14 protein-coding genes are annotated in these 14673 nt (G+C 47.1%); 5 read left to right on the forward strand and 9 right to left on the reverse strand.

Annotated features, from left to right (window positions below; genetic code table 11):
- Window positions 1-9 precede the first annotated feature (9 nt).
- The 8 genes from VIM72_RS23220 to VIM72_RS23255 all read right to left on the reverse strand — a co-directional run bounded on the left by VIM72_RS23220 (window position 10) and on the right by VIM72_RS23255 (window position 8093).
- Window positions 10-3009, reverse strand: a complete 3000-nt coding sequence (locus tag VIM72_RS23220; protein WP_332005206.1) for a SusC/RagA family TonB-linked outer membrane protein — start codon at window positions 3007-3009, stop codon at window positions 10-12.
- A 724-nt stretch (window positions 3010-3733) separates the two neighbouring features.
- Window positions 3734-4696: a polyprenyl synthetase family protein gene (locus tag VIM72_RS23225; protein ID WP_332005207.1), complete on the reverse strand. Its 963-nt coding sequence runs from the start codon at window positions 4694-4696 to the stop codon at window positions 3734-3736.
- Between the two features lie 54 nt (window positions 4697-4750).
- Window positions 4751-5185: a DoxX family protein gene (locus VIM72_RS23230; RefSeq protein ID WP_332005208.1), complete on the reverse strand. Its 435-nt coding sequence runs from the start codon at window positions 5183-5185 to the stop codon at window positions 4751-4753.
- Window positions 5186-5188: 3 nt separating this feature from the next.
- Window positions 5189-5938, reverse strand: a complete 750-nt coding sequence (locus VIM72_RS23235; protein WP_332005209.1) for a DNA-binding domain-containing protein — start codon at window positions 5936-5938, stop codon at window positions 5189-5191.
- The gene (locus VIM72_RS23240) at window positions 5922-6749 is read right to left on the reverse strand and encodes a DUF692 domain-containing protein (RefSeq protein WP_332005210.1); all 828 of its coding nucleotides are present in this window, start codon (window positions 6747-6749) and stop codon (window positions 5922-5924) included. Before VIM72_RS23240 ends, VIM72_RS23235 begins: the two co-directional genes overlap by 17 nt.
- A gap of 81 nt (window positions 6750-6830) precedes the next feature.
- A complete protein-coding gene (locus VIM72_RS23245; protein ID WP_332005211.1) occupies window positions 6831-7169 on the reverse strand; it encodes a hypothetical protein in 339 nt (112 codons plus the stop codon).
- An 83-nt stretch (window positions 7170-7252) separates the two neighbouring features.
- Window positions 7253-7516 (reverse strand): hypothetical protein, encoded by a 264-nt coding sequence (locus tag VIM72_RS23250; RefSeq protein ID WP_332005212.1) that lies wholly within the window; start codon window positions 7514-7516, stop codon window positions 7253-7255.
- Between the two features lies 1 nt (window position 7517).
- Complete coding sequence (locus tag VIM72_RS23255) at window positions 7518-8093, reverse strand: sigma-70 family RNA polymerase sigma factor (protein ID WP_332005213.1); 576 nt, start codon at window positions 8091-8093, stop codon at window positions 7518-7520.
- A gap of 231 nt (window positions 8094-8324) precedes the next feature.
- Between VIM72_RS23255 and VIM72_RS23260 the strand changes: the two genes are divergently transcribed.
- The gene (locus tag VIM72_RS23260; RefSeq protein WP_332005215.1) at window positions 8325-9047 is read left to right on the forward strand and encodes a hypothetical protein; all 723 of its coding nucleotides are present in this window, start codon (window positions 8325-8327) and stop codon (window positions 9045-9047) included.
- Window positions 9048-9069: 22 nt separating this feature from the next.
- On the opposite strand, the gene VIM72_RS23265 is transcribed toward VIM72_RS23260, so the two are convergent.
- Window positions 9070-10053 (reverse strand): acyl transferase, encoded by a 984-nt coding sequence (locus tag VIM72_RS23265; RefSeq protein ID WP_332005216.1) that lies wholly within the window; start codon window positions 10051-10053, stop codon window positions 9070-9072.
- A 149-nt stretch (window positions 10054-10202) separates the two neighbouring features.
- On the opposite strand from VIM72_RS23265, the gene VIM72_RS23270 reads away from it, so the two are divergent.
- The 4 genes from VIM72_RS23270 (at window position 10203) to VIM72_RS23285 (ending at window position 14336) form a co-directional block, all read left to right on the forward strand.
- On the forward strand, window positions 10203-10643 hold the full coding sequence (locus VIM72_RS23270) for a hypothetical protein (RefSeq protein WP_332005217.1): 441 nt from the start codon (window positions 10203-10205) through the stop codon (window positions 10641-10643).
- Window positions 10644-10735: 92 nt separating this feature from the next.
- Window positions 10736-12274 carry an acyl-CoA carboxylase subunit beta gene (locus tag VIM72_RS23275; RefSeq protein WP_332005218.1) on the forward strand — a complete coding sequence of 513 codons (1539 nt, stop codon included), beginning with the start codon at window positions 10736-10738 and terminating at the stop codon, window positions 12272-12274.
- Window positions 12275-12336: 62 nt separating this feature from the next.
- The gene (locus VIM72_RS23280) at window positions 12337-13170 is read left to right on the forward strand and encodes a UbiA family prenyltransferase (RefSeq protein WP_332005219.1); all 834 of its coding nucleotides are present in this window, start codon (window positions 12337-12339) and stop codon (window positions 13168-13170) included.
- Window positions 13171-13235: 65 nt separating this feature from the next.
- On the forward strand, window positions 13236-14336 hold the full coding sequence (locus VIM72_RS23285) for a M42 family metallopeptidase (RefSeq protein WP_332005220.1): 1101 nt from the start codon (window positions 13236-13238) through the stop codon (window positions 14334-14336).
- Window positions 14337-14673 lie beyond the last annotated feature (337 nt).

The following is a 14673-nucleotide window of genomic DNA, read 5'->3' on the forward strand; positions in this document are numbered from 1 at the left end:
TTTTTAACATCAGAATTGAAAATTAAAGCCCAGTGTAAATGTGCGGGGAGCCGCCCAGTTATAGTATCCTTCATCATAACCGAAATAGCTCACTGCTTCCGGATCTCCGCCTTTATACTTCGTCCACGTAAGCAGGTTGTTACCGGTGGCATAAATACGCAGGTGCTCCACACCGGAACGTTTCATCCAGTCTGTTTGCATGTTATAGGCTACTGTTAATGCACGGAGCTTTACAAAAGAGCCATCTTCCAGGAACAGGGTCTGATTGGGCTGATAGGCATATACCGCGCTCCACGGGTTGTATTGTGGTATTTTGCTGTAGTCGCCTTCTACTTTAGACCACCAGCTGATTTCCTTGATCGCTTTCGGATCATCGATGGCTTCCCTGTTGGCAAAATCAAAACGGTCGGCCAGGGCCTGGTTAATCACTTTGCGGCCAAAAGAATAGTTCAGCAGGATATTTACATCCCAGGCGCCGTAGTGGAAGGTATTGGTGAAACCACCGGTGGCGGCGGGCGACAGGCGGCCTTTCATTACACGGTCGGCATCATTGATATTATAGTCGCCGTTTAAATCCGCCCATTTAGGATCTCCCTTTTTCAGGGTAACGCCCTGGTAGGTCATCTTTTTGCCGGTTTTAGGATTTACCGGCACTTCATTATCGGAGTTATAAATACCTTCATTCAGGAGCAGCCAGTAGCGGTCAACCGGCTTGCCCACCAGGAAACGGCGGTTATTGATCACCAGGTCGGTAATCCCATCCGGTAACGCCATCAGTTTATTCTGATTGGTATAGATATTAATACCGGTGGTCCACTGGAATTTCTTTCCTTTCACCACATCTGCATCAATGGCCAGTTCATAGCCATAGTTACGGATATCCATGCCGTTCTTTACAATGCCGGTGTAGCCTTCTTCTTCCAGTGTGGGCACTTTCAATATAAGATTGCGGTCTGTTTTAGTGTATACATCCAATGAAGCGCGTAAGCGGTCGTGGAACAGGCCGATGTCAATACCACCGTTCAGTTGTTCTACTACCGGCCAGGAAGTGCCAGGCACCACGTAACCGCTGGTATAGGCCGCGTTGATCACCGGGAAACCGTTGTAGGTCGACATATTGGGCACACCGTTCCATCCTGCATCCACATTGTATACCGGGCCTCCGGTATACATCTGGTCCATCAGCAGCCTTCCTACACGGCCCCAGCTGGCGCGTACATTCAGGTTGCTGAGCCAGGAAGATTCTTTCAGGAAATCTTCCTTATGCACTTTCCAGGAAGCAGACAAAGTTGGCGATATCAGCCAGCGGTTGTCGTTACCGAGGTAAGAACTACCATCCCTTCTTACATAAAGGGAAACAAAATATTTCTGATCCAGGTTATAACCAATGTTGGCATAGAAAGATGCCAGCCTTGACTCTGTAAAATCTTTGGTATTAAACATCAAACGGAAATTACCAAAGCGGCCTTCCTTCTGAGCATCGGTGCCCGGCTGATAGATCTTCACATAATCGCTGGAGCCTTTGTACGCGCGGCCATAATCGTAGCGCCATTTATCCCATTGTCCATACTGCCCGAGGGTTATTTCCAGGTGATGTTTTCCGGGAAAGGTTCTGGCAAATTGCAGGGAGTTGTCCAGTATCATCCGCCTGCTCAGGCCATCGTAGTTAGACACATAGCTGTTGCCTTCGCCGAGTGCAGTAGGCACAAAGAAATCGCGGAAGTTTTGCCCGTAGTCGATGGCAAAACGCGTATTCCAGGTGAAGTGCGACAGGAAGCTGTACTTTGCATTGGCGATGATGCGGGCGGAGTTATTTTTGTTGCGGTTGATGGTATTATCCAGCGCCGTGTAGTAGGCTTGCAGGTAGTCTTTATTGGGCGACAAAGGCGCGTCATAGTTAAAGAGATAATCCTCATCGCCCGCACGGTCGCGGATAAATTCGTTGCGTTTGCGGTTCTGGTTGGCCACTGCAATATCTGTGGTAAAGAACAGGTTCTTTAATGGCTGGATGTTGATGCCAAAATTAACGTCGTAACGCTTAATACCGGTTTTATCATACACGCCCTGCTGTGATGCCTGCCCGATGCTGAAACGGAAATTGGCATAAGGCGTACCACCGCTTACGGCTGCCTGGATACCTTCGGTAAATCCATTCCGGAGAAACAGGTCGTCCCAGTTGGCCGGGCCATAGTAGCGGGCCTGTGAAGAATCTGCCAGGTAACGCGGGAAGTTGCGCCATTGTGTTTCATCTGCATATTTTTCGTAGAAAGGCAGGCGGAAATCACTTTCATATCTTCCATTCACCGCATCTACGGCAGGTTTAAGCGCCAACCCTGCATAGGCATTCACAGATACTTTCATCTGTCCTACACGGGGCGCTTTGGTAGTGATGGCAATAACGCCGTTAGCCGCATTGGGTCCATACTTTGCACTGGCGGCAAAGTCTTTCAGCACTTCAATACTTTCGATATCATTGATATCGAGAAAGCCAAGCAGGTTGGTTTCCGTTCCCATCCTGTTGAAATCGAAGCGCTGGATGTCGTAGGCAAATGCGTGCTCCATAATAAGCGGCACCCCATCCACTACATAAGTGGGTTGCGCATAAAAGAGATCGCGGTTGCCCAGTAACAGGGAAGATGTGCCGCGGATAAACACGCTGTTGCGCTTACCCGGTTCCGCAGAAGGAATTCGTACATCCACTCCCGTTACCCTTCCTATCAGCATCTGGTCGATACTGGTATAAGGGAGTTTCTTCACTTCATCAATATCCAGTGGGGAAACAGCCCCGCTGGGATTGTGTTTCAGGAAGAGCTCATTGTTGGGGAAATACCCCAGCGTGTCGCGCCGGGTAGATGTCACCCTGGAGAAAGCAAGTGAATCTGCATTCACACCGGAGGTATCTTTTTTATTTTTAAACAACACATTCTGTGCTTCTGATGAGGTAGTGACCAGGCACATTGCTGCAAAAAAATAAATACCCCTGCGCAGGAAAATGTAAAAGTATTTCATACATGCAATATTTAGGAATGAGAATCCCATGGCGTAAAAGAAGCTTTACACCAAACAAGTTTTATTCGACATGAACGGACATAGGTTTCCCTGTTTCCTCCAGGGAAATGTCACTGTAATTTAGAGTCAGGCCTACACCACGGCAGCTACAGCACAATATCTGCTACGCAAAATGTATGTTGCAGCATAAGCAGGTTGCGACAATAATGTTAACTGTAAAAAATCGCCCGTGAGTAGTTAGGGACAGCGTGTGCGCCCGCCAGGATGCATTGAACGTTGAGTCATGGAAACAAAGATTAATTAACGTGAAATTTTCAATCGATCTGTAATTCTGGTTTTCAATTTTGCTAGTATTAATGCACAGTGGGGAAACTACAGCAAACACAGGGTCTTACTGGTCACCAATACTATCAATGCTCTTTAAATTCTGGTTGTTTATTTAACGCTACTGTACCAAATGTAATTAGCTAAATGGATTTTTCATAGTTTTTTTTGAATTATTTTTTAAAATTTAATCCGGAGGGGATTTTTATACCGCTTTCATCGCTATGATTCTTTATTCAAATTCTTTGTTTGGAACCAGCTACTTATTCTTCACACGGGTTTTGTAAGCATTGATAGTATTTACAGAATACCGGAGGATATGTGCGATTTTATCGGTATCATGAGTTCCCATGGATCAGGGTAAAAATGCGCAGGTCTGTATTCATATCCTGCGCCCATATCAATACACCCTGTCGGTAGTATAACGCACCAGTTCTTCCAACGCAGCACGCACAGGTGAAGGAGGAAAAGTAAAAAGTAACCGGAATGCTTCATCGCGGTAAGCCATCATTTTTTGGGTAGCATAATCCAGTCCGCCGGATTGATTCACAGTTTCCACTACAAAGTTCACTTTGTCTTTATCAGTATGCTGATGCTTTACAATATGGAGGATCTTTTTCCGCAGCGCGGGGCTGGCATGTTGAACAGTGTAGATAAGCGGGAGCGTTACTTTCTTTTCTTTGATATCATTGCCGGTAGGTTTACCGATGTCGGTATTGCCATAATCAAACAGGTCATCTTTCAGCTGGAAAGCCATGCCTACTTTTTGTCCGAAACTATGCAGCAGCGCGATGGTTTCGGGGTTATCACAGGCGGAGGAAGCGCCTGCTGCGCAGGCTGCCGCCAGGAAAGAAGCGGTTTTGGCATCTATAAGGTCATAATAATCTTTCTCTTCAAAGCTCAGTTTATTGGCCTTGGTCATCTGGATCAGTTCTCCTTCTATCATTTGCCGGATAGCGGCAGCGTAGATCTTCAGCAACCCGGGGTCGTTATTATCCAGCGCCAGCAATACGCCTTTGGTAAAAAGCTGGTCACCCACCATTACGGATACACGATTTTTCCAGAGGGCATTTACAGAAAAAGCGCTGCGGCGTTTCATGGCGTCGTCCACCATATCATCATGTACAAGGGAAGCGGTATGCAGCATTTCCACGAGCAGGGCCGCCCTGTAACTGCCGTCGTTGATACTGCCGCACAGGCGGGCGCACAGCAACACGAACATGGGGCGCATCTGTTTGCCTTTATGGGCGGCAATGTCTGCCATGATCCTGTTCAGTAACCCTACATCACTTTGCATGGCTTCATGAAAAATCTCTTCAAACCGTTGTAGTTCGCTACCTATCGTTTCCCGGGCTAGTTGCATATGATCATCACTAAGACGGGGCCGAAATTACGATTTTCTGCGGGAAACAAGGGGTTACCGGGAGGAAGAATGCTCCAGGAAATAATCAACTCCTATCTTCCCTCCACCATATATAAACAAGGCAAACAACATTATGAGATAATATAAAGGGATCTCGAACCCATTATCGCCAGCTGCAAAGCCATTGCTCCAATGCACTGTTGCAATGGCCACCAGCATGCTGAACATTAACGGTAAGGTAATATAGCGCACCCATAAGCCCAGTGTCAGCAACACTACACCAGCGGCTTCTGTAATGGCTACCAGGTAAGCGCTCACATACGGCAGCGGAATATGCAGTTGCACAAACCAGTCGCCGATACCATGAATATCGCTCCATTTCATTTTTGCCGGCAGGTAAAACCCATACGCCAGCACCAGCCGCATAAGCAGCAGCGGAACATCTCTCCACGCCTGCAAACGGCGTGCTATTACAGCATAGCTGCGCATACATTATGATTGAAAACCCAGCACAAAATGCAATTCCTGCATGTGCTTTAAAAAAGCAATGGAATCCTGTACGAGTGTATCCGTTTGCGTTATATTCAGCTCGGGGGCATAATCCAGTATATCCCTTACCGTTATACCCATAGCCAGCTGCTCGGTTAGGAAAGCCAGCCAGGGCGACAAGTCCGTAAACTCCACATGCCCGGTTTCCGGATGCCGGAACAGCAGTACAAAATAAACGCCCTTGTTCTTCACTAATTCCTTTGGATCGGCCATCAGGTGAACAGGATAACTGAAAGATAACAGCCTGTACTCAGGGTTCAACACCAGCGGCGTTTCCAGCCAGTTGCCGGAACAGCTGTAAGCGGGTGCGGGTATATCTTCCATATTATACACTTCCATCTCCGCCCACTCAAAAGCGAGAAGGTCGTTGAGAAAAGGGATAGCGTAGGTTTCTTCCCAGTTATGCTCTACCGCGTAGGTATAAAACTCCAGGGGGAGCTTCCATACCTGGTACGACTGGCACGCATGCCTGGAAAAAAACTCCTTTACCATTCTATTCCACTTCGTGGCGGGAATATGTTTGAACGCAATGGGGAAGGCATTCTCCATGGTATCATGGATCATGTTAAATACCAGCTGCCGGTAATGTTTCAGCCCCTGCAGCTTTACGCCAGGCAGCTTTACTTTTTCACCGGTTCTGCAATAGGCAGAAAAAGTTTGCTGGATATGATAAGTGTCAGGCAACAAGTTCATCTTTCAAATTCCATTGTTTATGACAAATGTTTTTCAGCTTTGTTAACTCACCCTGCAGCTCCGCCATTTCGGGGATATTAAAATCCCTTTCCAGTAAAACCGGTACCGGGTGCAGGCGTTGGATGGTCCATTCAAAGAGGTCGTATACCGGGTCAATGATCGGCTCCCCATGGGTATCAATGATCAGGTCAGGCGCCACCTGTTCATGACCGGCCATATGTATATAAGCTACTTTATCGAGGGGAAGCTGTTGTATAAATGCTTTGGCATCATACCGGTGATTGAAAGCATTTACATAGATGTTGTTCACATCCAGCAACAGCTGGCAACCGGATTGTTTCACCACTTCCTTAATAAAGTCCACTTCGCTCATTTCTGCTGCAACCGGTGTGTAATAAGATACTATTTCCATTACCAGCGGGCGTTGCAGGTAATCCTGCACCTGTTGTATGCGGCTGGCAATATGCTTTACCGCATCCATCCGGAAAGGAATAGGCAGCAGGTCGTACATATGTGCATTATCACATTTGGAGTAGCTAAGATGCTCTGAATAGATCTGCACGTTGTACTCCCTGAGAAATGTTTTTACATATTGCAGGAAGGATTTATCCAGCGCTTCGGGGCTGCCGATAGAAAGGGACAGGCCGTGGCATAGCACGGGATATTTTTCTACAACGCGATGTAATACTTTCTTCCAGTACCCGCCGATATTCATCCAGTTTTCGGGCGCAAACTCAATAAAGTCGGGCCTGATATGCTCCCCACTGATCATTTCTTCCGCAAATTCCCTGCGAAAACCTATACCTACCATGACTATACGTTTTTAGGAGGTTAAGATAAAAGTAAAGACCGGCTTGTGCGTACCTCACCGGTCTTTACTTTACCTGGAAAATCAATTACCGGATTTGGTGGTGTCTTTTTTATGCTTATCTCCTTTCTTGCCTTTTTTATCACCACATTTTCCTTCACCGCATTTGCCCTGTCCGCATTTGCCTTCTTTTGACTTACCGGCAGATGCGCTGTCTTTTTTTGCACCGCAGGCCAGTTCAATAGCATTGGCAGTATGACCGGAAGCGCCGGTTAATGCGTTTCTTACCGCAGCGCCGGAGCCAAGGTTAGTGTAAGCAGCGGGTTTGGCAGTTACCTGTAATGCAGCCATACCAAGGATGGCGCCGGCAACAAGAGAGCCTGAAAAAAGTACTTTTTTGCTGATAGGATTGTTGTTTTTCATCTTTTTAAATTTAAAAAACTGGTGAAAAAATATGTATTTGAGAGATAGACGTGGTGATTAAAGAATCCTTACAGGAGTTTCAATTATTTTTCCAGTTCAGCTGCTATCAGCACTTCCCACTGGCGTTTCACGGATTCATCCAATGCTGTATTTTCCGCTGCCAGCTGGCGCAGGTGTTGGTCTATAGTCTTGCTTTGCTTCACATACCGCCGGCAAAAGTGGCAATATAACAGGTGAAACTGCAACCCTATGCGCTGCCACCGGGGCAACCGCTGTTGCAGTTGTTTTTCCGCCAACATGGTAGCCTCTTTACAACAAGGCATTAAAGTATGTAAGTGACGTTCCATTTCAATTACTGAACCAGTTTTTTTCCAGGCAGGCTCTTAATTGCAATTTGGCCCGGTGAATAATAACCCAGTAGTTGGACGTGGTGATGGCCATATCCTTACAGATGTCTGCCGATTTTTTTTCTTCTACATATTTCTGCTGAAAGATGGTTTTTCCAATGCCGCTCAGTTTAGCCATACAGCTGCGTAAGATCCGGGAAAATTCCCGTTGTTCTGTTGGGTCGTTGATATCCTGTTTCCAGGCCTTGGGAGCCATTTCCCGGCGCCAATGTCCTTTTTCGTTAAAGTAGATATGGTGTGGATCAGCATCGTTGCTATGCGCCGTTATGCTATCTAAAGTTAAAACAGTTTTGCCCGACTTACGGTAGTGGTCCGTTATTTTATTTTTCAGGATAGCGGTTAGCCAGGTTTTTTCACTGCTATCGCCCCGGAAGCCAGGCATAGCCTGTAGCCCGCTGAGGAAGGTGTCCTGTACCAGGTCCTGTGCCAGTGTGGCATCTGATACTTTGCTACACGCGAATTTAAATAAATCTTCCGCGTATAGCCTTACCCATTCTTTTGGATTACAGGTTGTCATTGCTGATGGTGCCGTTGTATGAAAAGCTTCTGCCCGCATATCGTTTTTTTACGTATATAGTAGAAAGCTTACGGAAATTTACCTGTTTTAGTTTTCCCGGCAACCCAAAAAAATGTTAAAGGGGGATAACTGGTAGATACCCGTTGGTAAATGGTGCGAAAGCATTGTCCACTATTCAGCATTTTATCCTATTTTTGGCCTGTACCCAATGAAATATGAAATACTCGGCCCATGAAAAATGAAATGTCGCCTGTAACGTCCGTTTACTTTGTAACATTATTGAAGGCATATTTACGTGGTACTAAAACAAGACAGGAAGTAATAGATGAATTACGCAGCGTATCCCCGCTGCAACAAAAGGCCGGAGAAGATTCGAACACTGAAGTGAGCAGGCTGCTGTTCCAAACTGCCAGTGAAATCAATGAACATTATTACCAGGATATTGTAACAGCTATTTCCCATGCTTCCGATACCACCCCTACCCGTGAAGGAGTTATGCACCAGCTGGAAGCAATGCTTACCGGTTATATCACCACAGAACAGCTGATCCAATGGGCTACCTGGCACAATGAGCCTGATGCCGATGAAGGAGCCGGCTTCTTTGATGATATAGCGGTAGATTATTTCTGCACTCAATTGTTACCCTCATCCGCTGATGAAATGACAATAGCGCATTACAAACAGGCGCTGAAGATTTTCCGGGCAGGCCAGCACAACAGCCTGAAAGATAAGGTAGCGCTGGTGCTGTTATCTGAAAAGGAAAGACAACGCTTCCTCTTTTACCTGGGCGATTATATACAGGGGCATACTTCCCCGGAACAACTGGATGTATACCTGCTGCATAAGTTCGGGATGGACCATCACTCCTTCCCTTATATGTCGTCGCTTTCCGCTATTATGCATGATCCGGGAAAATTGCCGGCACTCCTGCATCTCGCCGCAATGGACGAATAATATATAATATAAATTTAATACACTAGCTCACCATCAGGCTACAGCCCCTGAGCGCAGAATTATCAAGGCGGCCCAATACTTCAAACCGGCCATCGGCATGCATACGGCCAATGTCTTCCGTGGCTATGAATGCACAGGAGTAAATATTGGCAAGGTCAATCACGTTCATAACACCGGCGCCTTTACCGGCTGTAAGCTGGAAGGGGTCATTTTCATCCCGCAGCAGTACTTTCATCCAGGCAGGGGTTTGAAACAGGCCATCACACCTGGAATAGGCTTGCGACAATAGTTCTGTCATGCCGTATTCTGCGTGGACACAGGCAACGCCCAGGCGTTCTTTCAGGAAGGCATGCACTTCTTCACGGGTCCATTCCTCCCTTCTTCCCTTCATTCCTCCTGTTTCCATAACAATGGTATTTTTCAGGGAAAGGGTATACTGCTCCGCAAAATCCAGCAGCCCGAAAGTGACGCCGATCAGCAATACCTTTTGTCCCCGTGCTTCCAATGCCTGCAGCTGCCGGAACAACTTATCATGCTCGTATAAATAAAAGCCGCTTTCCTCATGCCCGCTACGGATGGTCATTTCCTGCACCATGCGTACCAGCGAGGAATGCTGTCGCTCCAGGTAGGAAGGTAACAGTCCCACCACCACATAATCGCTCACCGGGCCGTAAAACTGCTCAAAGGCAGTCATAAAGCTTTGGGTATAAATAGCGGAATGTTTTACCAGGTGACGGCTGTTCACCGTTTGGGTGGTGCCGCTGCTTTCGAAGATCAGTTCAGGCGTAAACTGCCCGCTTACCACGGTATGCGATTTGAAAAACTGTATGGGGAGATAGGGAATTTCAAGAATGCTTTTCACCGAAGCAGGCCGGATGCGCAGGGCATCCGTATAGGCCCTGTACAGGTCATTTTCCCGGTACTGGTACTGAAACAGCTCAAGGGCAGCGGCTTCCAGCCCACTTTCGGTTAATGAAAATATATGTTCCGGTGATACGGCAGTCATGTAAAGCTTGGTTTAAAATCGCACAAAGTTAGGGAGAAGAATAAATCTATACGCAGTAAGTAACAATTGTCACAAAAAAACGTTTTGGTATAGATGGATGGCGATAACTGAATATTTGTATATTTCCTAAATTAATGTAGGTTTGTTTTATGAAGAAAATTCTGTTTTTGTTCCTGCTGGCCGGGGTATTTTATGCCTGTAAAAAGGATAAAATAGGTACCAAGCCCATTCTCAGCTTTAAAGGATATTCGCTCGACAGCGTGGTGGCCAGTACCCAGCAGGTGGGTATTTCTTTGAACGTAGAAGATGGAGACGGTGATATAGAAGATTCACTTTGGATAGCCCCCTTATTTGATAGTCGAGGTCCAGCACAGGATACGCTTTTTGACAAAAAGAAAATGCCTGGAATAGGTGCAAACAGAGGAAATAGTGTTAAGGCGGAGGTGGTAATATCATTAATTTCCACTGAATTCAAATTGGAACAGAGAACAGTAGATGATAGTATTCATTGGGTGATATTCGTCCGGGACAACTCAGGAAACATCAGTGACACCATCGCTACTCCTAAATTACCTTACAACGTGCCCTGACAAACATTTACATTCCAAAATATCATACATTTAAGGATTCCTTTTCTAAAAGGGATCCTTTTATTTTTAGCTTTACTCTTGATTTTTAGCATATGGATAAACTAGAAGAACTACAGGCAAAGATCGCCGAAGCCATGCTCGGCGGAGGAGACGTACGTATCGCTTCCCAGCATAAGAAAGGGAAGCTCACCGCCCGCGAAAGGATACAGCTGCTGATGGATGAAGGTTCTTTTGAAGAACTGGATATGCTGGTCACTAACCGGAACCGCGGGCTTACCGCCGACCAGGAGCAATTCCTCGGCGATGGCGTGGTAACAGGTTATGGCACCATACACGGCCGGCTTACCTATGTTTTTTCACAGGACTTCACTGTATATGGCGGTAGTTTATCCGAGCCACATGCCCGCAAGATCTGCAAGATCATGGACCTCGCCATGGAAAATGGCGCCCCCCTTATTGGCCTGAACGACAGCGGCGGCGCGCGCATCCAGGAGGGAGTGGTTAGTCTTGGCGGCTATGCCGATATCTTTTACCGCAACACCAGGGCCTCCGGCGTGATCCCGCAGATCTCCGCTATTATGGGCCCCTGCGCCGGCGGCGCGGTATACTCCCCGGCTATTACGGATTTCATCATGATGGTGGAACAAACCTCCTATATGTTTGTAACCGGCCCCAACGTGGTAAAAACCGTTACTCATGAAGAAGTAACTTCAGAAGAACTGGGCGGCGCCCAAACGCATGCATCCAAAAGCGGCGTAACCCATTTCGCCTGCGCCAACGAAATAGAATGTATCCAGTATATCAAACAGCTCCTGAGCTATGTACCGCAAAACTGTGAAGAAACAGCGCCGGTATATCCTTATGAGCCGGGCAATGAAATAAGGGAAGCGCTTAACACGCTGATCCCCGACCACCCGAACCAGCCATATGATATGAAAGAAGCGATCGCACAGATCACGGACACCGACAGCTTCTTTGAGGTACATAAAAATTTCGCGGAAAACATGATCGTGGGCTTTGCCCGCATCGCCGGTAGAAGCATTGGCATCGTAGCCAACCAGCCTGCTCACCTGGCTGGTGTACTGGATATCCATGCCTCTGTAAAAGGCGCCCGGTTTACCCGCTTCTGCGATGCATTCAATATTCCTTTGCTGGTACTGGTAGATGTGCCCGGTTTCCTGCCCGGTACAGACCAGGAATGGAATGGTATCATTACCAACGGCGCCAAACTGTTGTATGCGCTGAGCGAAGCCACCGTGCCCAAGCTCACCGTTACTACCCGCAAAGCCTATGGCGGCGCTTACTGCGTAATGAATTCCAAACACATCGGCGCCGATCTTAACTTCGCTTTCCCGCAGGCCGAAATCGCCGTAATGGGCGCCAAAGGCGCCGTGGAAATCATCTTCAAAAGGGAAATTGATGCCGCCGCCGACCCCGAAGCCCGTATGAATGAATTGGTAGCCGACTATACGGAAAGGTTTGCCAATCCCTACCTGGCAGCAGAAAAGGGATATATCGACGAGGTGATCAAACCGGAAATGACCCGTATCAAACTGATCAAGGCTTTCAAAATGCTTGAAAATAAAGTGGTAAATATGCCGCGAAAAAAACATGGCAATATACCTTTGTAGCAAATGGCATCCGCCTTTTGGTGCCCCGTTTACCAAAAGGCGGAATGCTAAAAGCCAAATATATGTTCCGCAGCCTTTTTAATCTTATTCTTTTTACCTCCGTTTATATTTCCGGGTGCGCCATCCTGATGATCTGGCAAACCAACCAGTTGCTGGTCCTTCGTTATCCACAAAATACCTTTTATCTTTTTGTTTTCTTTTCCACCATCTGCAGCTATAATTTCCACTGGTACCTTACCCCCGGCGCCTATTCGGCTTCAGAAAGGATACTTTGGGGTAACCGTCACCGTACACTGATGCTTATTTTATGCGGCGTTGGATTGGCGGGCTCTTTATGGTTTTTTTGGCAACTGCGGGAACACTGGCTGGTACTGAGCGGCGGTGCAGTGCTCACTTTTTTGTATTCGGCGCCCAAGGTGCCGCACAAAGCTTTCCGTTGGCTCAGTAAAATAGCCATCGGCAAAACACTGTTCCTCACCTTTGTATGGACCTATGTAACCACCGTATTACCCGCACTGGTAGCAGGCAATGCCGCCACACAGCCGCTGGTATACCTTACCATACACCGCTTTGGTCTTATATATGCCATCTGTATCCTGTTTGATTACCGCGACCTGGAATCAGATAAAAAGGAAGGCATCCGGAGCCTGATCACTGCCCTGGATATAAAGAACCTGATGCGGCTTTACTATGGCTCCCTGCTGGTAGCAGCAGTAAGCGCGGTTTTAATGTGGCCTTACACTACGCTCCCCGCTATTGTTACGCTGCTGGCGCCGGTAATTGCAACGGCGCTCATCACCCGTAGAGCGCAACAAACCAGCTCTGATTACCTGTTCTACTTTGTACTGGACGGATTCATGGCGCTGTCGGCCTTATTGCATCTTATGATCGTTTAACACGGAGCAACACAATCCTCCGTTTTCCTTACATTTGCCACGTCACCATCTGGAAATATAACATTATGTCTAAAAAACAGAAATCAATATTCAACAAGGAATCACTGGCATTCCTCGAAAATTACCTGAATAACCCGTCTCCTACCGGTTTTGAGAAAGAAGGACAGAAGCTCTGGCTGAAATACCTGACTCCCTACATCGATGAATATTTTGTAGACGCATACGGATCGGCAGTAGGTGTGATCAATCCCAAAGCGGAATTTAAAGTGGTGATAGAAGCCCATGCCGATGAGATCTCCTGGTTTGTAAACTATATCTCTCCTGAAGGACTGATCTATGTAATCCGTAACGGCGGCTCCGATCAGCAGATTGCTCCTTCCAAAAGAGTGAATATCCATACCGAAAAAGGCATTGTGAAAGCGGTGTTCGGCTGGCCGGCCATTCATACCCGCATCCGCAGCGGCGATGGTAAAGAGCCACAGCCCAAGGTGGAAAACATTTTTCTCGATTGCGGCGCACGCTCCCGTAAAGAAGTGGAAGAACTGGGTATACATGTAGGTTGCGTATGTACTTTTGAAGATGGTTTTGAGGAGCTGAACTACGACTACTACATCTGCCGTGCTATCGACAACCGCATCGGCGGTTTTATGATCGCGGAAGTGGCCCGCCTGCTGAAGGAAAAGAAACAACAGTTACCTTTCGGTCTTTATATCGTAAACGCGGTACAGGAAGAAGTGGGTTTACGTGGTGCAGAGATGATTGCCAAGCGCATTAAGCCCAATGTGGCTATCATCACGGATGTAACCCATGATACCACTACCCCGATGATCAACAAGAATATTGAAGGGGAAATAAAATGCGGCGCCGGTCCCAGTATCACTTATGGCCCTGCTGTGCATAACATCCTCCGTGATCTTATCATCAAAACCGCAAAGAAGAACGATATCCCTCACCAGCTGCACGCAGTAAGCCGCAGTACCGGCACCGATACCGACGCCTTCGCCTACAGCAACGATGGTACCCCTTCAGCGCTGATCAGTTTACCGTTACGCTATATGCATACCACTGTGGAAATGGTAAAGAAAGATGATATTGAAAACACTATCCTGCTGATTTACCAGACATTGCTGAGCATCACGCCCAAAACGAATTTCCAGTATTTGTAAGGGATCGCCTTCGGCGATGGAAATTGTCTTGGCTCAGGATTATGTTGATTATACTGATTTTTGGGATTGGATTTTTTTTGATTTTAAAAGATTCGGGGAGATAAAAGCGTAAGTGCTCGCTTTCATCTCCCCGAATCCTTTAAAAAATCCCAAAAATAAAAATCAGGCGAATCAGTATAATCAGCGTAATCCTGAGCCAAGACAATTTAAAACGCCGAAGGCGATTAGTTTTTGAAGAAGTCTGCCGCCCTGTTCACCTTCTCTACCCATGCGCCGGAACTGGCCTGCATTACGTATTCGCTCAACCCTACCTTGCTGGCGCCTGGCGCCCAATCGT

The sequence above is a fragment of the Chitinophaga sp. genome, assembly GCF_036569185.1.
Lineage (GTDB): Bacteria > Bacteroidota > Bacteroidia > Chitinophagales > Chitinophagaceae > Chitinophaga.

What these genes read in the sequence shown, in the direction of transcription:
- VIM72_RS23220 (WP_332005206.1), bottom strand. Translation starts at nt 3,009, where the DNA reads ATGAAATACTTTTACATTTTCCTGCGCAGGGGTATTTATTTTTTTGCA.
- VIM72_RS23235 (WP_332005209.1), bottom strand. Translation starts at nt 5,938, where the DNA reads ATGAACTTGTTGCCTGACACTTATCATATCCAGCAAACTTTTTCTGCC.
- VIM72_RS23275 (WP_332005218.1), top strand. Translation starts at nt 10,736, where the DNA reads ATGGATAAACTAGAAGAACTACAGGCAAAGATCGCCGAAGCCATGCTC.
- VIM72_RS23250 (WP_332005212.1), bottom strand. Translation starts at nt 7,516, where the DNA reads ATGGAACGTCACTTACATACTTTAATGCCTTGTTGTAAAGAGGCTACC.
- VIM72_RS23270 (WP_332005217.1), top strand. Translation starts at nt 10,203, where the DNA reads ATGAAGAAAATTCTGTTTTTGTTCCTGCTGGCCGGGGTATTTTATGCC.
- VIM72_RS23230 (WP_332005208.1), bottom strand. Translation starts at nt 5,185, where the DNA reads ATGCGCAGCTATGCTGTAATAGCACGCCGTTTGCAGGCGTGGAGAGAT.
- VIM72_RS23260 (WP_332005215.1), top strand. Translation starts at nt 8,325, where the DNA reads ATGAAAAATGAAATGTCGCCTGTAACGTCCGTTTACTTTGTAACATTA.
- VIM72_RS23225 (WP_332005207.1), bottom strand. Translation starts at nt 4,696, where the DNA reads ATGCAACTAGCCCGGGAAACGATAGGTAGCGAACTACAACGGTTTGAA.
- VIM72_RS23245 (WP_332005211.1), bottom strand. Translation starts at nt 7,169, where the DNA reads ATGAAAAACAACAATCCTATCAGCAAAAAAGTACTTTTTTCAGGCTCT.
- VIM72_RS23255 (WP_332005213.1), bottom strand. Translation starts at nt 8,093, where the DNA reads ATGACAACCTGTAATCCAAAAGAATGGGTAAGGCTATACGCGGAAGAT.
- VIM72_RS23285 (WP_332005220.1), top strand. Translation starts at nt 13,236, where the DNA reads ATGTCTAAAAAACAGAAATCAATATTCAACAAGGAATCACTGGCATTC.
- VIM72_RS23240 (WP_332005210.1), bottom strand. Translation starts at nt 6,749, where the DNA reads ATGGTAGGTATAGGTTTTCGCAGGGAATTTGCGGAAGAAATGATCAGT.
- VIM72_RS23280 (WP_332005219.1), top strand. Translation starts at nt 12,337, where the DNA reads ATGTTCCGCAGCCTTTTTAATCTTATTCTTTTTACCTCCGTTTATATT.
- VIM72_RS23265 (WP_332005216.1), bottom strand. Translation starts at nt 10,053, where the DNA reads ATGACTGCCGTATCACCGGAACATATATTTTCATTAACCGAAAGTGGG.